Source organism: Aquimarina sp. Aq78, from assembly GCF_900299525.1.
In the GTDB taxonomy this organism is placed as follows: Bacteria; Bacteroidota; Bacteroidia; order Flavobacteriales; family Flavobacteriaceae; genus Aquimarina.
This window is the reverse complement of record NZ_OMKA01000023.1, coordinates 152176-178324: the sequence shown is the minus strand read 5'-3', so window position 1 is coordinate 178324 and position 26149 is coordinate 152176. Positions and strand designations below refer to the sequence as shown.

Genomic DNA, 26149 nt, shown 5'->3' with positions numbered 1-26149 from the left:
AAAATTATTTAGGCGGTTTTTTTAATAAATTGATTTTTGTTTAGATATGATTTTCAGGGTTGGGTTGTTATATAAAAAAGTAATTTCTTAAGCTTGTTCTAAGTCTACCGGGGTTTTAGCAAATTTTCTTGTATCCTCTTTGGTAAGCACCTTAAAATCTTCTGGCCGCTCTACTCTGTCTAACAATTGATGTATTTCATCCGGAAGAGCAATCAATTTTCGGGTATTCAAATCCATCCAGGCACCCATCATTTCGCATTGTGCAAAATTTCGCCCTTTATAATCATAATATTTATGCCTGAACTCAAAAAACTTTCCATCTTCACTTAATCCCGAAATTTCTAAAGAGACTTTTACCGGTCTACCATAAAACACTTCTTTAAAGTAATAAATATGCTCATAAAATACGACAGGGCCAATATTAAACTTACTCAAAAGACGTTGATCAAAACCCTTTTCTGTTAAAAAAGACATTCGGGTATGTGCTGCAAATTCTATATAAGCTTTATTCGCCAAATGACGATTTGCATCAATATCATTCCATCTAATTTCAAAATCTTTTAAATACATAATATCTATTTTTTTGATCAACAAAAGTACAAAATAACTTATTATGCACGCATAGCAGAGTGTTATTAAATATGTATATTTGATGATGCACATAAAACAAAGAATATCCAAGACCAGGTACTATTTTCGGGATTTTAGTGAAACGGGCTTTGAAAACCTATGTGGTCTTCTTGTTTTAAAAAAAACTCATAATGTATATTAAACGAAATATTAGTTGGGGAATTATCCTTCGATACGCCTGGAAAAATATTATTTTCTTCACCATATACACTACGGTTATTTTTTCATTATATCATTTTTTAGATTGGAAATTTATTGATATCCCTTTTCAACCTCTTACCGTAATTGGTATTGCCGTTGCATTTTATATTGGTTTTAAAAACAGCCAAAGTTATGATCGGTTTTGGGAGGCTCGTAAGATATGGGGTGGTATCGTAAATTATTCCAGAACCTGGACCAATCAGATATTATGTTTGGTACAAGATGATCAAAAGACCAAGCAAGTTCTGATCTATAGACATATTGCCTGGATCAATGCCTTAAGGATTCAACTCAGGCAACCAAATTCTTTTTCTTTGAAAGAGAATAGAGCTATAGAAAAACTCTTTAAAAAACATGGTGAACAAAAGCCCGCATGTGATGCCTCAAAAATTTTTGTGTCTGATCAAGAATATCAGGATTTACTAAAACGAAAAAACCCTGCCACCCATCTAGTTAAAAATCAAGGACTTCACATTAAACAACTTCTTGACCAAGGTAAAATTACAGAATTTGATAAACAGCTTTTTCATAATATCCTAGAAGAGTTATACAATCTTCAAGGTAAATGTGAACGTATTAAGAATACTCCTTTCCCAAGACAATATGCATATTTCAGCACGTTGTTTACCTGGATATTTATTCTTTTATTGCCTTTTGGTCTACTTAATGTTTTTGAAAACAAACTAAGTGAAATGACAAATGGTATAGAGCAATGGTTTGTCTTTTTAATGATACCATTATCTATTTTAATAAGCTGGGTTTTCTTTACTATGGAAAAAATTGGAAGTAACAGTGAAGATCCTTTTGAAGGAAGAATTAATGATGTGCCAATGACTGCATTATGTAAAACTATTGAAATTGATCTGCGTGACATGCTTGATGAAAAAAATCTTCCAGAAAAAGAACAACCAAAGGATAATATATTATACTAATGCCGCTAATTGAATCTAAATATACCCCTCCCTTTTTATTTCGAAATGGTCATATGTCTACCATATATCCTAATCTACTACGTAAAGTAAAAGGAGTATCACAAAAAAGAGAACGTGTAGAACTTGATGATGGAGATTTTATTGATCTTGACTGGAGTTACAGTGCAGTATCAAACTCAAAAAAACTAACGGTCATTATCCATGGACTAGAAGGTAATGGACAACGTCAATATATGCTTGGACTGGCGAGACACCTAAATCATAATGGCTGGGATTCTGCAGCAATAAACCTTAGAAATTGTAGTGGAGAAGTAAACCGTCTTTATAGATCTTATAATGCAGGAGCCAGTGAAGATTTGGATCGTATTATCAAACATATACTTACAACATATACCTATACAAATATATCAATATGTGGATTTAGTTTAGGAGGTAATATTATGTTAAAATACCTGGGAGAAGGTCGCTCTTTAGCCTCAGAGATAAAAACTGCCGCGGCTATTTCAGTTCCTTGTGATCTATATGATTCACTATCAGAAATAAATAAACCAAAAAATTACATCTATCAACAACGGTTTATAAACCATTTAAAAGCCAAATTGTATGATCGGCAAATTCAATTTTCTGACACTTTAACTACATCAGATATTAGAGCTTGCAAATCTCTTATGGATATTGATAATTTATATACCAGTAAAGCCCATGGGTATGAAAATGCGATGGAGTATTATTCTAAATGTAGCTCCAGGCAATTTCTGAAACATATCGAAGTTCCCTCCCTTATTCTTAATGCCAAAAATGATTCTTTCCTGGGAGATCTTTGTTATCCTTTTGATGAAGCCAAGAAAAATCCCAATTTATTTCTTGAAACCCCAGATTATGGAGGTCATGTAGGTTTTTACCTTCCTAATAGAGTGTATTATAATGAATTGCGAACATTAAATTTTTTTGAGCAACCCAATTAACATTAAATAAAGAAAGATTTTTCTTGCAACATAGTTGCATTATAATAATCTTAATGTTTTGTGCAGTAATTTTATTTCTCTTCATCGAAAAACTTTTTTTTATCAAAAAGATTTGATGAGCTTTGATCATGATTCTTCGATTTTTGAAGGAAATTTAACTAACCCAAACTCAACAAAAAATGAAACCAAATCAAAAACCTACCTCCTCTTAGTATTAGCAAATAAGATTTGAAAATTTATAATCTTAACATACTACTAGTTTTTCTCTACTACAAAGAATCCCGAAAAACTAATTAACCTTATAAAAAACTTTCTATTATTCTATAATAATATTTATAGAGTAGTACTGATTAATTACCCTTATGGATCTGTGAACTTCTAGTTCATCAAGTTTAATAAACCAATTTTTTTAACATAAACTCAAACACAAAAAATGAAAAAACCATTTATCATTTTAGCCGCACTTATTTGCTATATTGGGCATTCCCAATATAACTCAAGCGCCCCCTGGATGCAGGATTTAAATCAAAGCAAGAATTCTTCAGGGGTCAACACCTCTGTAAAATTTCAAAACATCACTAATGCATTTAACACCTATTGGACAGACAAAAACCATAAGAAAAAAGGTAGTGGATATAAGCCTTTTAAGAGATGGCAGGAATATTGGAAGAATTCTTTATTACCAGATGGTACCATACCAACTCCCGAGCACTTATGGAAAGCCTGGGAAGAGAAGAACAATATGGCCTCTTCTTCTACAAAGGCAGCTGTAAGCTGGGTTCCTATGGGGCCATTTGATCATGAAGTAACAGGTTCATGGTCTCCAGGACAAGGGCGAGTAAATGTTGTTATTGTAGATCCTAATAACCCTAATACATTTTATATTGGAGCTCCAGCAGGAGGAATATGGAAATCTACAGACAAAGGTGCAAATTGGACCTCTTTGTCAGATGACCTTCCTCAAATTGGTGTCTCTGGTATAGCTATCGATCCTAATAATTCGAATATTGTTTATATTTCTACTGGTGATGATGATGCCAATGATTCGTATAGCATTGGGGTTCTTAAATCTACTGATGGAGGAAATACCTGGGCCAAAACAGGCCTAGAATTTTCAAATTCACAAACCTCGAGTAATGATATTTATATCGATCCCAATAACTCGAATACATTATGGGTAGCAACTAGTCAGGGAGTTTATAAAACTACTAATGCAGGAATTGCATGGACTAAAACATTGAATGAAGACGTAAAGGATATTAAACTCAAACCAGGCGATTCTAATGTAATTTATGCAACTACAAAAGATTCTTTTTATAAATCAACAAATGGAGGAACCAGCTTTACAAAAATACAAAGTGGACTACCATCAAGTTCAGGAAGATTTGTCATCGAAGTTACCCCTGCCAATCCTAGCTATGTCTATGTTTTAAGTGCCAAAACCAGAAATGCCAATTATGCTTTTCAAGGTTTATATCGCTCAACTGATAGTGGAAATAGCTTTACAAAAACTCAAGAAACTACTAATATATTACAATCAGGTCAAGCTTGGTATGATTTAGCACTAACAGTTTCAGATACAGATGCCAATACCATTTTTGTAGGATGTCTTAATATATGGAAATCTACTGATGGAGGAAATAACTTCTCAGCAATCAATAGTTGGTCAAACCCTCAACAAGCTTCATACACCCATGCAGATATTCACTTTTTACGTTATTATGATGGAAAGTTAATGTGTGGTAGTGATGGAGGAGTATACTTATCAGAAAATGATGGTGGGAGTTTTACCGATTTAACCAAAGGATTACAGATAGGTCAGTTTTACAGAATATCAGTAGCAGAAAATAGTAGTTCTAACAACCTTGTGGGAGGACTTCAGGATAATGGAGGATATGCACGTAATGGAGATACATGGAACAATTATTTTGGTGCAGACGGAATGGATTGTGCAGTAAGTGGAACAAACCCTAATACATATTATGGGTTTATACAAGGAGGAGGATCTCTTTATAAAACTACCAATAGAGGAACAACACAAACTCGAGTAGCCGATGGACCTGAATCAGGAAATTGGGTTACTCCTCTGGTTTCTGATAAAGATGGAAATGTTTATGCAGGGTATTCTAGATTTTATAAACTTAATAATAATAATTTCCAGAGACTTTCTAACTTCAATTTTGGTGGCAAGTTAGATCAAATCGAAGTAGACCCATCTAATACAAACAATATTTATGCTTCTCGTGAAAATAATTTATATAAAAGTACTGACAAAGGAGTAAACTGGACAAAAATCCATACTTCTACTACAAATATTACTTCTATAGAAGTGCATAATGATAATACTAATATCATTTATATATCTACCAATGGTTATTCTTCATCAGGAGCTTCTAACGGTGTTTTTAAATCTACTGATCAGGGGTCAAATTTTTCTAACATATCAGGTAATTTGCCAAGTGAAGCCAAAAATGTAGTCCGACACCAAAAAGGTACCGAAACTATTTATGTAGGTACTTATTTAGGAGTATATTATAAGCAAGGAAATAACAATTGGGAAAATTATTCTGAAAATTTACCTAATGTTTCTGTACGAGACTTAGAAGTTAATTATTCAGATCAAGTATTATTGGCAGGTACTTATGGAAGAGGTGTTTGGAAAGTCCCTCTTGCAGGATCATCAACTGTAGACACACAAGCTCCTTCCACTCCTTCAAATTTAACAGCGTCTAATGTAACACAAAATACAATTGATCTTTCTTGGGTTGCTTCTACGGATAATGTTGGAGTTACCGGGTATGATATATATCAAGGCAATACTGTTATTGGTACAATAACTACTACTACATATCAGGCTATAGGGTTAACAGCAAATACAGCATATTCTTTTAAAATAAAAGCTAAAGATGCAGCAGGAAACGAATCGGCAGCCAGTAACACTTTAAATGTAACTACTGCAGGAGCATCTTCTACTTATGATGTAAAACTGCGTATTACTTTTGATAACTACCCTGAAGAAACTAGTTGGGAAATCAAAAACGCTAACAATCAGGTAGTACATTCTGGAGGAACATATCCATCTCAACCTGATGGTTCTACCCTTAATATAACCAAAACTCTGGGTGCAGGGTGTTATACTTTAGTATTTAAAGATTCGTATGGTGATGGTATTTGCTGTAGTTATGGTAATGGTTCCTATGAACTAACCAACAGTGCTTCTGGCGCAGTATTGGCTTCAGGTGGATCGTTTACTTCTGAAGATACTAAAAACTTCTGTGTAGGAAATGCTCGAATACATAACTTTAATAGAGATATGAAAACAGATGTAGAAAGCTCTGACATTGTTATTCACCCAGTTCCTGCAAAAGATTTCATTATAATCAGAATGAATAATTTTAATGGTTCTACATACAGAATCGTTAATAAAACAGGTCAAACAGTAAGAAATGGTAAAATGTCTGAAAATAGAATAGAACTGAACAATTTAACATCTGGGATGTATTTTGTATCGGTTAAATCAGATACTAAAACCATAACCAAAAAGCTTATCATTAAGCAATAATATACATTCAGTAATTTTTAAAAAACCCCGAAACAGTTTGTTTTGGGGTTTTTCTATTTACTGCAATAGTAGTTTTTAAGGCAACGAATTCAAAATAAAAAGGACGTAATCATATACTTTTCTTTTGTAAGAAAAACATCACAATACTATGCACATATATTAATTTATTATAAAAAACATGTTTTATAAACCCATTGTGCATTTCATTTTGAAATAATAAAAGCTGTACCAACTACTAAATAAAAACAAAGTGAAGTAACCACAATAAGTTAACCAGATAATAAAAGAAAGTTTTTTCTTGCAACATAGTTGCATTATTATAATCATAATGTTTTATACAGTAATTTTCTTTCTTTTCATCGAAAAACTTTTTTTTATTAAGAATAATTTAAGAAATTCGAATGTTTTCTTTGAATTCTTCAAAAAAACAACAATAACACTAACTCAAACTCAATAACAATGAAAAAAAGCTACAAAAGCCTTATTTCGTTGAGGGGCTTTAATGGGCAAGTGTCACCAAAATTAAATATCGTTATTATTTCTTCAATGATATTTTTATCTGGTGGACTTTTCGCTCAGAATCCTTCGCAAAAGGCAAAGATCGCTCAACAAAGTAATCTGTTAAAACTAAATCAATTACAGACCGAATCAGCAAGTAAAGCTGCATTACAAAAGAAAGAAGCTATAGCGGCTGCCAAAAGAAATGGATGGCAAATCAAAATGACAAATGCTAACGGAAGCTTTTCTGAACTACAAAGATTAGCAAAAGATGGTACTCCTCTCTATTATACTACATTTAATGCAGATGCTGCAAAGTCTACGCGAGCAAATCATTTAAACTCAGGAGGTTCTTTAGGCCTAAATCTAGACGGGCAAAACATGACTGCTTATGTCTGGGATGGTGGAGCGACAAGACCTACTCACCAAGAATTTGATGGTGCAGGGGGAAATAACAGGGTTGCTATTAATGATGGTGTTACAACACTTAATGGCAATAGTTTTCATGCTCAGCATGTTACCGGAACGATAGTTGCCTCTGGAGTACAGGCTAATGCAAAAGGAATGGCTTCTCAGGCAAAAGCTAAAACACATGATTGGAATAATGACGCTGCAGAAGCAACAACAGCAGCTGCAAATGGAATGTTATTATCTAATCATTCTTATGGCTTTAGAGCCAGTGCGGTTCCTGATCAATATTTTGGAGCTTATATAGATGAATCCAGAACATGGGATGAAATTATGTTTAACGCTCCATTCTATCTTATGGTAGTTGCCGCAGGAAATGACGGACTTGATAACAATTCAAATGCTCAACCACTTGATGGAAATTCTTCTTATGATAAATTAACAGGGCACTCTACTTCAAAAAACAATCTTGTAGTTGCTAATGGTCAAGATGCCAATGTAAATAATGATGGAACTCTTAATAGCATGACTATCAATTCTCAAAGTAGTGAAGGCCCAACTGATGATTATAGAATTAAGCCAGACATTACTGGTAATGGTACTGGTGTATATTCTACTTATGATAATAGTGATACAGCATACAACAGTATCTCTGGTACTTCAATGGCATCACCTAATGTAACGGGTACACTTTTACTACTACAACAACATTACAATAGTAATAATGGAAACTTTATGAAAGCTGCAACCTTAAAAGGGTTAGCACTTCATACTGCTGATGATGTTGGTCCTTCTGGACCTGACGCGGTGTACGGATGGGGATTATTAAATGCCAAAGTTGCTGCAGAAGCTATTACTAACAAAGGAACTGCTTCAAAAATAGAAGAACTAACACTTACGAGTGGTCAAACGTATACTGTAACTGTTGACTCAGATGGTACAAGTCCTTTAATGGCTTCTATTTCCTGGACAGACAGAGCAGGAACTGCAGTAACTGCAACAAATTCTAATACAGCTGTATTAGTAAATGACTTAGATATTAGGGTTACAAAAGGTTCTACCACATCTAGTCCTTACAAACTTACCAGTATTACTACAAATGGTACAGGAGACAATACTGTAGATCCTTTTGAAAGAGTGGATATCGCTAATGCTTCTGGAACATATACTATTACAGTTACTCATAAAGGAACATTAACAGGAGGGAGTCAAAATTTCTCTCTTATTGTTACTGGGTTAACAGGAACAACTACAGTATGTAGTGCAACTGTACCTACAGGAGTATCTTCTTCTGCCGTGGGATCCGATACAGCTACTATTGGTTGGACTGCAGTAGCAGGTGCAACTTATGATCTAAGATACAGACAAACAGGAACAACAACATGGACAACTTCTGCCGAAAACGGAACTTCTAAAGTGATTTCTGGATTAAACCCATCTACTACATATGAAGTACAGGTAAGAAGTAAGTGTACCGATGGAACTAATTCTAATTATAGTGCTTCTGTAAACTTTACAACTACAGATGTACAACTTAACTACTGTGACTCTAATGGTCAAAGTGTAAATGACGAATATATCAGTAATGTAAAATTAGGAACCATCGATAAAACATCCACAGGAGGAAGTGGTGGATACAGTGATTTTACTGCTGAATCTACTAACCTATCTAAAGGTAGTGCCAATACCATTACCATTACTCCTACTTGGACCGGAACTAAATATAATGAAGGATACTCTGTATGGATCGATTATAATCAAGATGGAGATTTTGCCGATACAGGAGAACAAGTATGGACCAATGCGGCTTCACAAACAACTCCGGTAAGTGGTAGCTTTACTGTACCTGCAAGTGCAAAAGATGGAAGTACAAGAATGAGAGTATCTATGAAGTACAATGGAATACCAACTCCTTGTGAATCTTTCTCTTATGGTGAAGTAGAAGATTACACCGTAGCCATAGGAGGATCTGGTACAGATACTCAAGCTCCTTCTGCTCCTGCTGGATTAACAGCTTCTAATGTTGCTCAAACTACACTTACACTATCTTGGAATGCTGCTACTGATAATGTAGGAGTGACTGGATATGATGTATATCAAGGATCTACTAATCTTGGATCGGTAACTGCAACAACAAGAAATATTACTGGATTAACCGCCAACACGGCATACCAGTTTACTGTGAAAGCTAAAGATGCAGCAGGAAACGAATCTGCAGCAAGTAGTACTTTAAATGTAACTACTGCAGGAGCATCTTCTACTTATGATGTAAAACTACGTATTACTTTTGATAACTATCCTGAAGAAACCAGCTGGGAGATTAAAGATAGCAACAACCAGGTAGTACATTCTGGAGGAACATATCCATCTCAACCTGATGGGTCAACTCTTAATATAACCAAAACTCTTGATGCCGGATGTTATACGTTAGTATTCAAAGATTCTTATGGTGATGGAATTTGCTGTAGTTATGGTAACGGTTCCTATGAACTAACCAATAGCACTTCTGGTGCTGTACTAGCTTCTGGCGCATCGTTTACTTCTGAAGATACTAAAAACTTTTGTGTAGGAAATGCACAATTAAATAATATCAACAGCGATGACACCGCAATAACTGATTTGAAAAATTCTAAATTTGTGATCTCTCCTGTTCCTGCAAAAGACTTTATCACGATTCAAATGAACAATGCTAAGGATTCAAATTATAGAATCATTAATCATATTGGTCAGATGGTAAGAAATGGTAAAGTATCTGAAAACAGAGTAGAATTAGGTGGTTTGCCAGATGGAATGTATTTCTTTTCGGTTATATCAAATGATAAAACACTAACCAAAAAATTTATTATCCAGCAATAACATAAATTCAATATTATTTAAAAACCCCGAAACAAATTGTTTCGGGGTTTTTCTATTTACAATAGTAGCAAATCTATATGTTTGAATAAAACACATATACTCGCCTACCATATCTAATGACTTTTAAAGCAATGAGTCCTTAATTATATGTTTTATTATAGAAGAAAAGAATCATAATACTATGCATACACAGCAATTTAATGTAATAAAACATGTTTTATTAAGATTAATCTATATATTCGCCCCTCAAAATAACTTCACACTCATTTTTACACATCATTTTTAATAGTTAGGCTATACTCTAAAGTATAATTTAGCGGAGATTTTTTTATCTGTTCACTAGTAATTATATTAAGGGAAATCGTCGGATTGATCCGTCTTGTACCGATATAATTCGAATGTGTTGGGGGACACAATAGAAGTATAATTACTGAACGCCCTCTCCTTTTATGGAGAGGGTTTTTTTATTAAAAAACACCTATCAAGAGTTATTTCTGTCTTTAATACACAATACTAAGTAAGATTTATTTTCCTATCAATAAAAATTAACTATCTCATTATCAGTTATAAAAAAATCCATAAACATGTTTTGAGCCATCTTAAAACATGTTTATGGACTTATACAGGTTGATTCGTAAAGCCTTTTTAAGTAGTTTTCTAAATTATAAACTTAACACACAAATCAACTTATAACAAAAAATTTTAATGTATTAGTTTTAATGTTTGTTCTTATTTTGTAATGATTGGCGATAAACCTTTTTATAACAAAAATTTATCTTTTTCAAAAACTCATAAAAAAGTAACGAAATCACATCTTTACCACATTTAAGCTCTCAAAAACAAACACTTACGGTATAAAATATATAACAATTCTTGGGTATATATGATTTATTAAAATTATATTTATAGTATATTAACCATGCACAAAACTCAAACTTCGTCATAATGAAAGATTCTAACAAAAATGCTTTCCCTCAACTGGCATTTAGTTTAACTTTTTCTCATCTAATACTACAGGAGAAAAAGAAAAACATTAAACCATCAAGAAAACAACTAATTCTTAGTTCTAACATTCGTATAGCCATTAAAAATTATCAGGATATTTCTCAAAACTATCTTAATATAAATGTTGGTAACACATATTCGAGTATCAGAAATATTTCTACCTACTCCTAAGAATTAATTACGCTTTTTTCTACACTTCTGACAAATAAATATGAAGAATGTTTCATCATTCATTCATTCTATTTTCTTCATGTATAATATATAGAAAATAACAAAAACTAACTCTTAAACACACAAACAATGAAAACAAACACTAATTCTTTAAAATCCTATATCCTCTGGATATGCACTATTTTTTTTCTATGCAACATGTTTATACTACAAGCACAAGAAAAATATTATCGAGTTATTTTTGACACAGACAAAGAGCAATTAGAAGCTCTTCAAACAAAAGGACTCGAAGTTGATCACTTTCATTATGAAAACGGAAAAGTTACTGCTGAAATCTCTCATAGTGATCTTAAATTGCTAAAGAAAAACAACGTTAGGTATAAAATTAAAATTCGTAATCTTTCTAAAAGAATTCCCAGGATAAATAAAAGGACGGATAGAAAAAATGCTCGTAAGATAAGTCAAAATAATATTCAGCAAGTGCCTTCTCCAAGCAATTTTTCCTTAGGCAGTATGGCAGGCTTTCACACCCATGATGAAGCTATAGCTGCACTGGATAAAATGAGGCAACTGTACCCTCAACTCATCACTGCTAAATCATCTATCGGTACAACAATTCAAGGCAGATCAATTTATATGGTTAAAATAAGTGATAATGCAGATACCGACGAAAACGAAGATGAAATGCTTTATACCTCTATACATCACGCCAGAGAACCGGTAGGACTCTCACAAAATCTTTTTTATATGTGGTATCTGTTAGAGAATTATAACTCTGACCCTGAAATCAAAATATTAGTAGACAATACTGAATTGTATTTTGTTCCTATTATTAACCCTGATGGATACATACACAATCAACAAACCAACCCTAATGGAGGAGGATATTGGAGAAAAAACAGACGAAACAATGGAGGATCATATGGTATAGATTTAAATCGTAACTATGGCTATCAATGGGCTGCCCCAGGAGGGTCTTCTTCAAATCCAAGTAGTGATCAGTATCATGGTCCTTCAAAATTTTCTGAACCTGAAACTCAGGCGATGAGAGATTTTACGAATCAACATAATTTTGTAGCTGCACTTAATTATCATTCTTTTAGTAACCTTTTGATTCATCCATGGGGATATAAGGCAAATACATTTACTCCTGATCAAAGTACATTTGTAAAAATATGTACATACATGACAGAAGAAAATTCATATACATACGGTACTCCTAATCAAACAGTAGGATACACAGCAGGAGGAAGCTCTGATGATTGGATGTATGGAGAACAAAGTTCTAAACCCAAGGTTTTTGCTATGACTCCAGAAGTAGGATCTTCAAACGATGGATTCTGGCCAGCTTCCAGTAGAATTATTCCTTTATGTAATGAGGTATACCCTTTTAACATCAAGATAATGAGGATGGCAGCCAAATATGCAAAAGTAACACCAGATAATGCAAATCAAACAATTACGAATACATCAGGAACAGTGGCATATTCTATTAAACGTTTTAGCCTTAATCAAGCTAACTGGACCGTTAGTTTGTCCTCAAATTCTTCGCATATAAGTTCTCTTGGGCAACCAAAACAATATGGTAGTATCACACTTTTAGGAACTGATAATGGAGCTATTGATTTTCAGTTAAAATCAACCACTCCAACAGGAACTCAAATCCCTATAACACTTACTGTAAATAATGGTAGCTGGGAGTACACCACAAATGTTACCATAACCTATAATGGTGGTTCTACTACTTGTAGTGCAACTGTACCTACAGGAGTATCTTCTTCTGCCGTGGGATCCGATACAGCTACTATTGGTTGGACTGCAGTAGCAGGTGCAACTTATGATCTAAGATACAGACAAACAGGAACAACAACATGGACAACTTCTGCCGAAAACGGAACTTCTAAAGTGATTTCTGGATTAAACCCATCTACTACATATGAAGTACAGGTAAGAAGTAAGTGTACCGATGGAACTAATTCTAATTATAGTGCTTCTGTAAACTTTACAACTACAGATGTACAACTTAACTACTGTGACTCTAATGGTCAAAGTGTAAATGACGAATATATCAGTAATGTAAAATTAGGAACCATCGATAAAACATCCACAGGAGGAAGTGGTGGATACAGTGATTTTACTGCTGAATCTACTAACCTATCTAAAGGTAGTGCCAATACCATTACCATTACTCCTACTTGGACCGGAACTAAATATAATGAAGGATACTCTGTATGGATCGATTATAATCAAGATGGAGATTTTGCCGATACAGGAGAACAAGTATGGACCAATGCGGCTTCACAAACAACTCCGGTAAGTGGTAGCTTTACTGTACCTGCAAGTGCAAAAGATGGAAGTACAAGAATGAGAGTATCTATGAAGTACAATGGAATACCAACTCCTTGTGAATCTTTCTCTTATGGTGAAGTAGAAGATTACACCGTAGCCATAGGAGGATCTGGTACAGATACTCAAGCTCCTTCTGCTCCTGCTGGATTAACAGCTTCTAATGTTGCTCAAACTACACTTACACTATCTTGGAATGCTGCTACTGATAATGTAGGAGTGACTGGATATGATGTATATCAAGGATCTACTAATCTTGGATCGGTAACTGCAACAACAAGAAATATTACTGGATTAACCGCCAACACGGCATACCAGTTTACTGTGAAAGCTAAAGATGCAGCAGGAAACGAATCTGCAGCAAGTAGTACTTTAAATGTAACTACTGCAGGAGCATCTTCTACTTATGATGTAAAACTACGTATTACTTTTGATAACTATCCTGAAGAAACCAGCTGGGAGATTAAAGATAGCAACAACCAGGTAGTACATTCTGGAGGAACATATCCATCTCAACCTGATGGGTCAACTCTTAATATAACCAAAACTCTTGATGCCGGATGTTATACGTTAGTATTCAAAGATTCTTATGGTGATGGAATTTGCTGTAGTCATGGTAACGGTTCCTATGAACTAACCAATAGCACTTCTGGTGCTGTACTAGCTTCTGGCGCATCGTTTACTTCTGAAGATACTAAAAACTTTTGTGTAGGAAATGCTGCAATGCATAACTTAAATACAGATGTGAAAACAGATATAGAAAGCTCTGACATTGTTATTCACCCAGTTCCTGCAAAAGATTTCATTATAATCAGAATGAATAATTTTAATGGGTCTACATACAGAATTATTAATAAAGCGGGCCAAATAGTAAGAAATGGTAAAATGTCTAAAAATAGAATAGAACTGAACAATTTACCATCTGGAATGTATTTTGTGTCGGTTAAATCAGATACTAAAACAATAACTAAAAAACTTATTTTAAAATAAATAAAATCAAAAATATTGCACAAAACCACCTTGTACAAGGTGGTTTTTTGTTTACTATTTAGAATTATCTCCTGTATGATCAATTATAAATCCAAAAAATATCATAAGAAAATTTTATCTCAAAAAAGATTTGTACATATTGATAGAATCTGTATCTTAGATACTTACTTCGTAAACACTCTTTTCACCACGTCATAATTAGAGAGAAATAATAGCATAAAGGATATTTACTTTTTTATGTTTTAAAACTAATTCTGTAGGCTACAGAAAGAATAAAAAATTCAAACCCGGATTAAAATAATGAGTTGTTACTCCTGTTTTCGACTCGACTTTGTAAACGTTTCGTCAAAATTAGTAGTATTATGGAATAAGAAAGGACTTGTTTCCTTTCTTTTCCATATCAAAAACAAATTACTATAAAAGGTTAATTTTTTGTTGAAATCATACAGATACTACCTCATCTTCATCTAATAATTCTTCTTGTCGCAATCGAAGTAGGATTTGAGCAACAGCAACTGTATCTTTTTCGCAATAAATAATGATACGATCAATATCCTGTTCTTCATAAAAGACTTGTCGTACCTGACTCCCATCAATATCATCTTTTGGTGATGGGATGCCTAGAATATTGGTAAGTAATTTTAAAGAAGTATAGTGTTTATAGTCTCCGAATTTCCATAAATCCAAAGTATCTAAATGAGCCACTTCCCAGGGTTTTTTGCCAAATAGATTCAACTTATACGGTAATCCTATATTATGAATAATCATTCTACGGGCGATATAAGGAAAATCAAACTCTTTTCCGTTATGGGCACAAAGCAAATGATGTGGTCTCCCAAAATGGGTTTCGATTAAGTTTTTAAAATCGATTAGTAATTGTTTTTCTTCTCCATAAAAGGATTTGGTCCTAAAGAATCTCGTTTCTCCTTTAAATGTAAAATACCCAACAGATATACATACAATTTTGCCAAATTCTGCCCATATCCCTGCCCTTTCATAGAACTCTTCGGGAGAGAACTCTTCTTTACGTTGATATTTGGTTTTATCGGCCCACAGGTATTTGGTTTCTTCACTAAGATTTTCAAAATTCTCATGTTCAGGAACAGTTTCTATATCCAGAAACAAGATATGTTCTAGATTGAGTTTATGAAGCATTCTTAAGCATTTTGTAAGCTTCTTCAATAAAAACAAAGAAATCTTCTGTAAATGATTCTCCTGGAACAAACTGACCACGATTATGCCCTAATCGTACAATCATAATATTATCCTCGGGAATACAAATTACATATTGTCCTAAAATACCTCGCATGGCAAAAATTTTCTTATCCAAGTGATCTGATAGCCAAAAACCATATCCATACATTTGTCCATCTTCAAATCTTGGTTTTGTTGCCAATTCTGTAAACTCTGCTGGTAATATTTGTTCACCTGCGAACATTCCTTTGTTTTTAAACAGCATTCCAAAACGAGCAAAATCTCTAGCATTACTTGCTATACAACAATATGCTTTTTCCATACCGCTCTCCTCTCCATCTAATTGCCAAATGGCTTCATGCTCCATCCCCAAAGGTTTCCAAAAACTCTCACTTAAATATGTCGAGAGCTTTTTCCCGGTAGCTTTTTCAATAACCATACCTAATAATTGAGTATTGCCGCTTAAGTATTCGAATCTTTGCCCTGGTTCTTCAACAATATCTAATCCTAACATTATATCTCTGATATTGGGATCATAATACGCTCTGGCTGTAATAGAAAACGGACTGGTATAATGCTCGGTCCAGTTAAGACCAGAAGACATTGAAGAAAGGTCACCTACAGTGGTTTTTGCTGCAAGACCTTGAGAAAACTCAGGAAAAAAATCTCCAACAGGCTGATCCAAACTTTTAATATGACCATCCATAATTGCTTTTCCTAACATACCTGTCACCATACTTTTTGCCATAGAAAAAGAATTGGTTTTAGAATCAATCCCAAATCCTTCGGCATAGTTTTCATACCAAATACTATCATTCTTAATAATCATGAAAGCGACAGTACCTAGCTCCTCATTAATAGCATTAAGTTTATCTGTACTTTGCACTTTATTATATCCTGGATGAGTAGCCCAGGCAATGGTACCATTTCCTTTTTCTACAGTACGATTATCAAAATATGAATAATCATCCAGATACGCAGTGGTGTGACCTGTCATATAAACCACTCTAACCCCTTTGAGTATATAATCATAATCAAAGATATACAACAGTGCTACGCAGAGTACAATAACAATAAGTAAACTTTTTAAGAAAAATTTGAGTATCCGTTTTATCATTTCAATATAAGTTTGAGTTAATATGATAATATTAAAAACAAGTGACTTGTTTAGCTAATGTATGAAAATTAATTACAGATAAATAAAGGGTGTCAAAATTTGGCGACCCTATACTTATTATCATCGCAACGATTCAGAAAACAATAATAAGATATCTCAGTTTCATTTTTTGAAACTGGAAATTTTTAAAACGATAACTAAGTAATTTTATGCAATTAAAATAGCGATTGTTGTTTTACAGGGTTTTCATGATCGAGCAACCATTTTTTCCTCCATAGTCCACCTGCATAACCTGTAAGTGATCCATCGCTACCAATAACTCGATGACAAGGCACAATGATCCATAATGGATTTTTACCATTAGCACTTGCTGCGGCTCGTATAGATTTTGGATCTCCAAGTCTCTTAGCAATATCAAGATAGGATACTGTTTTTCCAAAAGGAATTTTAAGTAATTCGCCCCAAACTTTCTTCTGAAAATCAGTACCAGTTGGGTTCAAAATAAGGTCAAAATCGGTACGTTGACCTTCAAAATATTCTTCGAGTTGAGAGACTGCTTTTTGTAAATATAAAGGAATATCTTTTGAAGGAGTATTAGTAGATTCTTTGGTAACAGAAACAATTGCAATACCATCCTCATCTCCTGATATAGTTGCAATACCTAAAGGGGTTTCTATATATACCTCATCCATTACTCTTCTTTTTTATCGTCTAAGATTCCAAGTCGTTTTGCGCGGTTTTCCCAATTTTTTCGAGCTAGAATTTGCATATCAGTTTCAGTATCGCTCTCGTCTACTATCTCCAAACCTAATAATGTCTCTATAACATCTTCCATGGTTACCAATCCATTTACAGAACCATATTCATCAACCACCAAAGCTAAATGATTTTTGGACTGAATCAGTTCATTAAACAAATCCGGTATTGGTAAATTTCTTGTTGTAAAAAGGATGGGTCTTTTTATTTCACTAATTTTTTTATGACCATTCTGATTTGCCATTTCTTTAAAAATATCATCCTTTAATACCTGACCAGTTATATTGTCTGCATTCTCTTTATAGACAGGTATTCTAGAAAAACGAAGATTTTGGTTTTCATTAAAAAACTCTTCAAGTGTTGTATCTTCCGAAGCAATTTTCATTACTGTTCTGGGAGTCATCACATCTTTAGTGAAGACCTCTTTAAAAGATAACAAGTTTTTGATAACCTTAGACTCTGACTCTTCGAAAACACCCTCCTCGTGGGCAATATCTGCCATAGCCGTAAAATCTTCTCTGCTTAATACAGATCCATGATGTCCTTTACCACCAATAAGTTTGGTTGTTAATTGTAATAGCCAAAGTATGCCTGTCCATTTCAATGGCCATATCAAAATTTTAAGAACTTTGGATGTAAAATTTGCCAGTTGTTTCCAGTAGGTTGCTCCTATTGTTTTTGGAATAATCTCAGAAGCTACCAGAATTAATAACGTCATTATACTCGAAACAATAAAAACACCATTACCCTCATCTCCAAAAGCTTTTTTTGCTTGTACTCCCACCAGAATTGCTCCAACGGTATGTGCAATGGTATTGATTGTAAGAATTGCAATTAGTGGTTTATCAACATCTTTTTTTAATGTTTCAAGACTACTGGCATATGCTTTCCCTTCCTTTTTCTTGACATTGATAAAGGTTGGGGTTATACTAAGCAAAACCGCTTCTAGTATCGAACATAAAAACGAAAAGAAAATAGAAAGTACGGCGTAAATAATTAATAGGGTCATCTTATCTTATCTATGTTGCTAAAGTAAGGATTTTGAAATGTATTTTTAGACTAAACTACTATATAAATGTTACTTATTATCCAGTTTAAGGATAATACATATACGATATGGATTCTGGACTGAGTTTATACCAAGCATAGATAAAGTACTAAACAACATATAATTACCACCCCACATAACGTGGTGGTTCAATATCATTTAGATTAAGATAAACAATGAGCTGCCCTCGATGATGAGTAACATGATCTTGTAATAGGTTAAGAATTTGAAGTTTTGATTTTCGTCCTGCAAAAAAATCAACCTCAAATTTCAGATCATCTTCATCAGTTTCCTGGATACGAGTATATACTTTATCAAATGCTTTAGTGAGTAAAGCAATGATTTCAGTCTTGGTTTCTGGCAGGTTTTCTTTTAATTTCTCTCTGTCAAATTCTTCTGAAGAAAAATATGTAGTTCCTAACCAGAGCATATTTCCACGAATGTGAAATAATTGTTCTTTAAAACTCATTTCCCGTTCGGTAGGTTTAAATCCAAATTTATCTTCTGGCATTTGCTCTGCAATTTTTAAAAGATAATCTTTAGAGTTTTTCCACTTTTCGAGAAAAGCATTTTTTGGAGTGTCTTGCTGTGCCATAATGGTACCAGAAATCAAAAAAACAAATACTAAGATTCTGTACATCATTCTGCTTTATTGGTATTTACTTCTGTCATATATATTTCTACGGCTTTGAGCTCCTCTTCTGTAAATGTTTTGATAATCGCAAAATTGGTTTTCATTACAGCAAAGGTTTCAGGATCTACAATAGGATCTGATTCTTGTTTTAAAAATGAGATCAAATCTTTATTTTGAGCTTTATAAACCTTCATAATTTCAATAACTCCAGGGCCAATAGATTTTTTATCAATCTTATGGCAAGTATAACATTTTCCTTTACCATTAAATATTTTCTTTCCCAGATCATAAGGAGAGGGTTTCTCTTTTTTTGTTCCTATTTTAATATTAGAATTTTCCTTTTTTTCGGATTGACAGCTTGCACATAACAAAACTGCTGCCATGAGGAATAAGGCTATTTTTTGCATATAAATAATCAATAGTGTTACTAGTCTCTGGTTAGAAAAGACTACTTATATTTTTCTTTGATTTTCTCAATATCTTTTTTAAAACGTTCTAATAAATCTCTTGAGAAATTGGTAATCACTTTTTCTTCTTTTGGATCCATCCCTTCACTGGCATCTGCAATTTTGGCTAATGCATACATCATAAATTCATACTCTTCATCAGGACCATTATCAGAAAATACTTCGATTATCTTTTTATATAACGTTTCGACATCATTTTGATTCTCATTTTCGTAATCAAAAGACCACTTAATATCTTTTCCTTTTGGATGTCCTTTTAAAATATCTTCAAGCGTTTCGACTTCTTTCTTTTGTATAACTCCATCACTCATTGCAATTACATAAAGTAACTCTCCAAACGTCTGATATATTCTATCTCTGCTGACCATAACTTATGATTTTTTGAATTTGACTGTTTAATTAAATTAGTGTTATACTAAAAATATACTTTACCTAAAAGATATTTACACAATTAACCCAAAAGCTTCACCACATCTTTGGCAAAATAGCTTGCAATAATTTGTGCTCCTGCTCTTTTAAAAGCCATTATTTGTTCTAGCATGACAGCATCATGATCTAACCATCCTTTTTCTGCAGCGGCTTTTAACATAGCATATTCACCACTTACCTGGTATACAGCAACAGGTATATCTACAACATCTCTGATATCTCTTACCAGATCAAGGTAACACAATCCTGGTTTTACCATCACAATATCTGCACCTTCTTCGATATCCATGAGTGTTTCTTTGATTGCCTCATCTCGATTAGCGAAATCCATCTGGTATGTCTTTTTATCTCCAAATCCAGGAGCAGAATCCAGAGCATCTCTAAATGGACCATAAAAAGCAGAAGCATACTTGGCACTGTAACTCATAATACCAGTATTCTTATAGTTTTCTTTTTCGAGTAGTTCCCGCATACTTAAGATTCGCCCATCCATCATATCACTTGGTGCAACAAAATCAGCTCCTGCCTGTGCATGTGATAATGACATTTCTGCCAAAACTTTACAGGTTTCATCATTAAGAATCTGCCCATCTTCTACAATACCATCATGACCATATGATGAATAAGGATCCAATGCTACATCGGTCATCACTAACATTTCGGGAACAGCTTCTTTAACGGCTTTAATTGCGCGTTGCATTAATCCATCAGAATTTAATGCCTCTGTACCCTTATTGTCTTTAAGGTGATCAGGTACTTTTACAAAAAGTAATACCGATTTTAATCCTAAAGACCATAGTTCTTTAACTTCGTTACCCAGTAAATCTAAACTATATCTATAGTAATCAGGCATAGAAGATATTTCTTCTTTTATACCTTTTCCTTCCACGATAAAAAGGGGAACCAAAAAATCATGAGGAGTAATTATGTTTTCTCTTACCAAAGAACGAATGGCATCATTTGTCCTTAGTCTTCTGTTTCTACGAATTTGTTGCATTCTTAACTGTAAAATTTAATCCTGTAAAGATACTCATATATCTATTACCATCTGATCATTAATTATTAAGTACCTAAAGGTAATTTTACTTAAAAATATATCAAATCATGTAACAAAACCTTAACAAATCTTACTAATATTAAAATGAATTCATCCTGACTTTTGTTTTTTATTTGTAAGCAGAATAATCATAACTTCTTAATAAAGAGGGCATAAAACACTTAGGTAGTAAAATGATAAATTTGCAACTAATAGAGCGGCGCAGAAAGAGTTTAAAAATTTAACTAGCAAATATATAAGTATGCTTACCATAAAGAATCTTAATAAAATATATCCCAATGGGACACAAGCATTAAATGATGTTAATCTTGCTTTGGAAAAAGGAATGTTTGGTCTATTAGGACCCAATGGCGCAGGAAAATCTACATTGATGAGAACCATCGCTACATTGCAACTAGCCGATTCGGGAACGATTGATTTTGATGGGATTGATGTTTTTAAACAACCGGGAGAATTAAGAAAAATATTAGGATATCTACCACAGGATTTTGGAGTATACCCAAAGGTTTCTGCTGAGATGATGCTTAATCATATTGCAAAGGTAAAAGGTATTACCAATAGCCAGGAACGTAAAGGTTATGTTGCAGATTTACTAAACAAAGTAAATCTATATAAGTTTAGGAATCGCAATCTCGGTGATTTTTCGGGAGGAATGAGGCAGCGTTTTGGTATAGCTCAAGCGCTTTTAGGGAATCCAAAACTAATTATTGTTGATGAGCCTACAGCGGGACTGGATCCCCTGGAACGTAATCGTTTTCATAACCTATTAAGTGAGTTGGGTGAGAATGCTGTTGTTATTTTGAGTACTCATATTGTAGATGATGTGACCAATCTATGCCAAAATATGGCTGTGTTTAATGAAGGTAAAATTCTGGTGCAAGGTAATCCACAGACATTGTCTGACACTCTAAACGGAAAAGTATACAGAAAACATATTGATAAATCTGAATTAGAAGCTTTTGAAAACGAATTTACGGTACTGTCTAATTACTTAAGAGGAGGAGAATTTTATATAAATGTGTACAGTGATACTAATCCCGGAGAAGGGTTTGAAGCGGTAAATAATGATTTAGAAGATTTCTATTTCTACTGTATTAATAGAAAAGAACAGGAGGCAGCAATATGATAGAAATATTCTTATTCGAACTAAGGTACCGTTTAAAACGACCTGCTACTTGGATTTATGTAGCTCTAGGAATTATAATCGCAGGTTGTTGGGGTGCTTTAATACGATCCTCTACAGCTCAATTTGTAAACAGCCCTAGTACCATCGCAGAAATCATGGGATCTATATCCATTATCTGTATTTTCTTTTATGCTGCGATCATGGGGGTTCCTATCTTCAGAGATAAAGATCATAAGACAGCGCAAACCTATTTTACATTTCCGATTACTCAAAAATCATATGTTTTAGGTCGGTTTTTGGGTAGTTATGCTATTGTTACCCTACTCAACCTCTTTATCGTATTAGGAGCAATAATCGGATTTGGTATTGGTATATTTTTAGACCGCCCTGATTATGGCACTTATACCAGCTTTAATCTATCATCTTATCTTTTACCTTTTATATTTTTATTACAAATCAATGCATTTTTAATAGGATCGTTATTCTTCTGTCTAATGGCCTTTTTTAAGAAAATGCCTATTATCTATCTGGGTGGAATTTGCTTGTTTTTGTTATATAGTATTTCAGGTGATTTTGTGACAAGTCTAGATAACCAATGGTTAACACCTTATCTTGACCCTTTTGGAAACAGAGCCTTTACTTTTGTCAAAAAGTATTGGTCGATTAATGAATTAAACACCTATCAACTTCCTATATATGGTGACTTTTTACTGAATAGGATGTTCTGGTTAGCTATAGGCTCACTATTCTTTCTTATTACCCTTTTCAGGTTCGATTATAAGAAGTTTTTACTTTCTGGTAAAAAAGGGAATAAAATAGAAAAAGGGGAATATACACCTTCACTAATCAGTTCTATAACGCAAAAATTTACCAAAAAAACAGAGTGGAACAATCTTTTTTCTCTTAGTAAAATTGAATTTCTATCTATTTTTAAAAGCCCTGTTTTTATCATTCTGTTGATCATAGGAGTTATCTTTTCTGTATTCAGTATTTATAACCTTAATGAAACCTACGGAACGCCGAATTTACCATTAACCCGATATGTAGTCATGTATATTAATGGGGTTATTTCATTCTTTTCTATAATAATATTAGTCATCTACTCTGGAGAAGCTGTTCATAGAACAAGAAAAAATAAAACCTTTGTTTTTTATGATGCATTACCTATTAGTGATTCCAGTTTGTATTTTTCAAAAATAATATCACTTATTGGTATTGCATTAACTCTTACGATAGCAAATATCATCATTGGTATTTTGTTCCAAACCTTTAATGGTTATTTTCAGTATGATCTGGGCATGTATTTTATCTATAATTTTGCTCTTGTATTCCCTGGTTTTTTAATGACCATCTTACTCTCTTTCTTCGTCCATGTACTGGTGAACAATAAGTTTTTAGGTCATTTTATAGTCATCTTAATCTATTTTGGATTACCGCTTTTCGTAGCACTTGCTTTTAAAAGTACCAATCCTATGTATATGTTTACTGGTACTACACCAATTTTTCTAAGTGATCTTAATGGTTTTGGTCATTATCTTACAGGAATCTCTTGGTTAAATATATACTGGATTCTATGTACTACAATTTTGATGATCATAGGAAAGGTATTCTGGACCCGTGGATTCTTTGCTACGGCCAAAGAGCGGTTATCACTGGCAAAACAAAGATTCACTCCCAAAACCATAGGGGTATTTGTAGTTACGATATTAGTATTTATATCTGTTGCAGGTTATAATTATTATAACCTTAACGTCCTTAATACGATGATCGACGGGAACCATTCGGAAAAGATAAATGCAGACGCCGAAAAAAAATATGCAAAATATATGGGTCAGGCTCACCCACAGGTAACTGATCTAAAAGCTTATATCGATATTTTTCCAGAAGATCGTAATATAAAAGCCAAAGGAGATTATAAAATCATAAATAACTACGATACTCCTATAGATACCTTATTGCTCGAAGTACAATATCCCGGTGCACATACCAATCTACAAAAAGTGATTTATAATGGTACTACACTTACACCAGTGGTTACAGATTCTGTATACAGAATGTACTTTTATAAGCTACCCAAAGCAATGCAACCCGATGAGAAAGCTAATCTTACTATAGAAGTATTTGCAGAAACCAAAGGTTTTTCTAATCATATGGAGACTGAAATATTATATAATGGATCCTTTCTTAATAATTCTATATTTCCAAGGTTTCATTACGAACGAAGCTTAATCGAAAATGGAGTACGTGTAAAACATGGCCTGAAAAAGCTAGACTATTTATATCCTCCTCGAACGGACAGCCTGGCACTAAAGAAAAATCTGTTTAATGAAGATGCTAATTATATTAACTTTGAAGCTATACTAAGTACGTCTGCAGATCAAACTGCTTTGGCTCCAGGTAAATTGGTAAAACAATGGGAAGAAAATAACAGAGCCTATTATCATTATGCCTTAGAATCAAAGACCGATCTGTTTTTTAATGTCGTATCTGCACGATATGATGTAGAAAAATCCAGTTGGACTGCACCAAGCGGAAAAAAAGTGGATATTGAGATTTATCACTCTCCAAAACACAAACGTAATCTAGAGTATTTTATCAAAGGTGTTAAAGTAGCTCTAGACTACTGCTCAACTAATTTTTATGAGTATCCCAATTCGGTGATCAGGATTGTAGAATTTCCTGCACATTCGAATTTTGCACAATCTTTTGTAACTACCATCCCCTATTCTGAAGATTTTGGGTTTGCCGCTAATTTTGATAAGGCAGAAGATTTTAACTACGCATTTAGAGTTACCACTCACGAGGTAGCACACCAGTGGTGGGGTCACATTGTTACTCCTAGTAAAACATCTGGTGCTAATATTATTTCTGAAACCTTGGCAGAATATTCATCGCTTATGACCATGAAGCATGAATATGGCGAAAACGGAATTAAAAATTTCCTTAAATATTCCTTAGATCGATATTTACAAAGTAGAGCTTTTAGTTTTAAGCCAGAACGATCTCTAATAAATGTAGAAACAGGATCACATATCTGGTATGAAAAAGGATCTATGGTGATGTATGAGCTTCAGGATCTTCTTGGTGAAGACAACGTAAATGAAGCTCTTAAAGGTTTTCTTAATGAGTATAGAGAGTATGAAAAAGGAGTTTATCCTACTTCAGAAAATCTATATGATGCCATTTATAAAATAGCTCCGGATTCCTTAAAATATGCTGTAGAAGATGGATTTACAAAAATTGTACTCTATGAAAATCGTGTTACTAATGCTAAGACCAAAGCTTTAGATAACGGTAGATATGAAACTACCTTTACAGTAGATTCAAAAAAAATCTACTATGATGATACTGGCAAAGAAGAACGTACCGATGACACTACTAATTATATTGAGATTGGATTATTTGGAGAAGATAGTGTTGACAAAAAGGAAGTTCCTCTTAAAACTCCATATTATTTAGAACGAAAATGGTTGAAACCCGGAGAAAATACGTTTACTATTGTTACCGATAAAAAGCCGTTAAAAGCAGGTATTGATCCCTATAACAAATTAATCGACAGAAATTCTGGAGATAACTTAAGGCCGATAGAAGAAGAGTAATCTTTGGTATATCTGCTCATTTAAAATCACGATCGAGAAGCGCTGTCTTTATCGTGATTTTTTTATTTTCTACATCAAAAAAATGATGCAGTATATACTGCATCATTTTTGTGTTTACTCTAAGTCCTTCGTTGACTTTGCAATTTTGACATCATAAA

At 33.6% G+C, this 26149-nt stretch carries 17 protein-coding genes; 8 read left to right on the top strand and 9 right to left on the bottom strand.

The features are described from left to right. Nucleotides 1-87: 87 nt before the first annotated feature. Nucleotides 88-570, bottom strand: a complete 483-nt coding sequence (locus DG435_RS13925; RefSeq protein ID WP_106791532.1) for a thioesterase family protein — start codon at nt 568-570, stop codon at nt 88-90. A 191-nt stretch (nt 571-761) separates the two neighbouring features. Between DG435_RS13925 and DG435_RS13920 the strand changes: the two genes are divergently transcribed. The 6 genes from DG435_RS13920 (at nt 762) to DG435_RS13895 (ending at nt 14564) form a co-directional block, all read left to right on the top strand. After that, nucleotides 762-1763, top strand: coding sequence for a bestrophin family protein (locus DG435_RS13920; protein WP_106791533.1), 1002 nt, complete (start codon nt 762-764; stop codon nt 1761-1763). Beyond that, nucleotides 1763-2728, top strand: coding sequence for a YheT family hydrolase (locus tag DG435_RS13915; protein ID WP_106791534.1), 966 nt, complete (start codon nt 1763-1765; stop codon nt 2726-2728). Before DG435_RS13920 ends, DG435_RS13915 begins: the two co-directional genes overlap by 1 nt. Nucleotides 2729-3161: 433 nt before the next feature. Continuing rightward, complete coding sequence (locus DG435_RS13910; protein ID WP_106791535.1) at nt 3162-6290, top strand: T9SS type A sorting domain-containing protein; 3129 nt, start codon at nt 3162-3164, stop codon at nt 6288-6290. Nucleotides 6291-6749: 459 nt separating this feature from the next. Further along, nucleotides 6750-10052: a GEVED domain-containing protein gene (locus DG435_RS13905; protein ID WP_199916872.1), complete on the top strand. Its 3303-nt coding sequence runs from the start codon at nt 6750-6752 to the stop codon at nt 10050-10052. Between the two features lie 945 nt (nt 10053-10997). Beyond that, nucleotides 10998-11228, top strand: coding sequence for a hypothetical protein (locus DG435_RS13900; protein WP_106795171.1), 231 nt, complete (start codon nt 10998-11000; stop codon nt 11226-11228). A gap of 129 nt (nt 11229-11357) precedes the next feature. After that, nucleotides 11358-14564 (top strand): M14 family zinc carboxypeptidase, encoded by a 3207-nt coding sequence (locus DG435_RS13895; RefSeq protein WP_108840623.1) that lies wholly within the window; start codon nt 11358-11360, stop codon nt 14562-14564. Between the two features lie 441 nt (nt 14565-15005). On the opposite strand, the gene DG435_RS13890 is transcribed toward DG435_RS13895, so the two are convergent. The 8 genes from DG435_RS13890 to hemB form a co-directional block, all read right to left on the bottom strand. Beyond that, nucleotides 15006-15719 (bottom strand): 3'-5' exonuclease, encoded by a 714-nt coding sequence (locus tag DG435_RS13890; RefSeq protein ID WP_106791538.1) that lies wholly within the window; start codon nt 15717-15719, stop codon nt 15006-15008. Further along, nucleotides 15709-16875, bottom strand: a complete 1167-nt coding sequence (locus DG435_RS13885) for a serine hydrolase (protein WP_106791539.1) — start codon at nt 16873-16875, stop codon at nt 15709-15711. Before DG435_RS13885 ends, DG435_RS13890 begins: the two co-directional genes overlap by 11 nt. A 215-nt stretch (nt 16876-17090) precedes the next feature. Continuing rightward, nucleotides 17091-17567, bottom strand: a complete 477-nt coding sequence (locus DG435_RS13880) for a methylated-DNA--[protein]-cysteine S-methyltransferase (RefSeq protein ID WP_106791540.1) — start codon at nt 17565-17567, stop codon at nt 17091-17093. Next, nucleotides 17567-18640, bottom strand: coding sequence for a CNNM domain-containing protein (locus DG435_RS13875; protein WP_106791541.1), 1074 nt, complete (start codon nt 18638-18640; stop codon nt 17567-17569). The genes DG435_RS13880 and DG435_RS13875 overlap by 1 nt, the downstream gene beginning before the upstream one ends. Before the next feature lie 163 nt (nt 18641-18803). Further along, nucleotides 18804-19322 carry a DinB family protein gene (locus DG435_RS13870; RefSeq protein WP_234387048.1) on the bottom strand — a complete coding sequence of 173 codons (519 nt, stop codon included), beginning with the start codon at nt 19320-19322 and terminating at the stop codon, nt 18804-18806. Next, nucleotides 19319-19720 (bottom strand): c-type cytochrome, encoded by a 402-nt coding sequence (locus tag DG435_RS13865; RefSeq protein WP_106791542.1) that lies wholly within the window; start codon nt 19718-19720, stop codon nt 19319-19321. The genes DG435_RS13870 and DG435_RS13865 overlap by 4 nt, the downstream gene beginning before the upstream one ends. 41 nt (nt 19721-19761) lie before the next feature. After that, nucleotides 19762-20148: a TerB family tellurite resistance protein gene (locus tag DG435_RS13860; RefSeq protein ID WP_024769622.1), complete on the bottom strand. Its 387-nt coding sequence runs from the start codon at nt 20146-20148 to the stop codon at nt 19762-19764. 83 nt (nt 20149-20231) lie between these two features. Next, nucleotides 20232-21206: a porphobilinogen synthase gene (hemB, locus tag DG435_RS13855; RefSeq protein WP_106791543.1), complete on the bottom strand. Its 975-nt coding sequence runs from the start codon at nt 21204-21206 to the stop codon at nt 20232-20234. A 301-nt stretch (nt 21207-21507) separates the two neighbouring features. Here hemB and DG435_RS13850 point away from each other — a divergent pair, with 301 nt between their 5' ends. Next, nucleotides 21508-22392: an ABC transporter ATP-binding protein gene (locus tag DG435_RS13850; RefSeq protein ID WP_106791544.1), complete on the top strand. Its 885-nt coding sequence runs from the start codon at nt 21508-21510 to the stop codon at nt 22390-22392. Continuing rightward, nucleotides 22389-25991: a M1 family aminopeptidase gene (locus tag DG435_RS13845; protein ID WP_106791545.1), complete on the top strand. Its 3603-nt coding sequence runs from the start codon at nt 22389-22391 to the stop codon at nt 25989-25991. Before DG435_RS13850 ends, DG435_RS13845 begins: the two co-directional genes overlap by 4 nt. Nucleotides 25992-26149 lie beyond the last annotated feature (158 nt).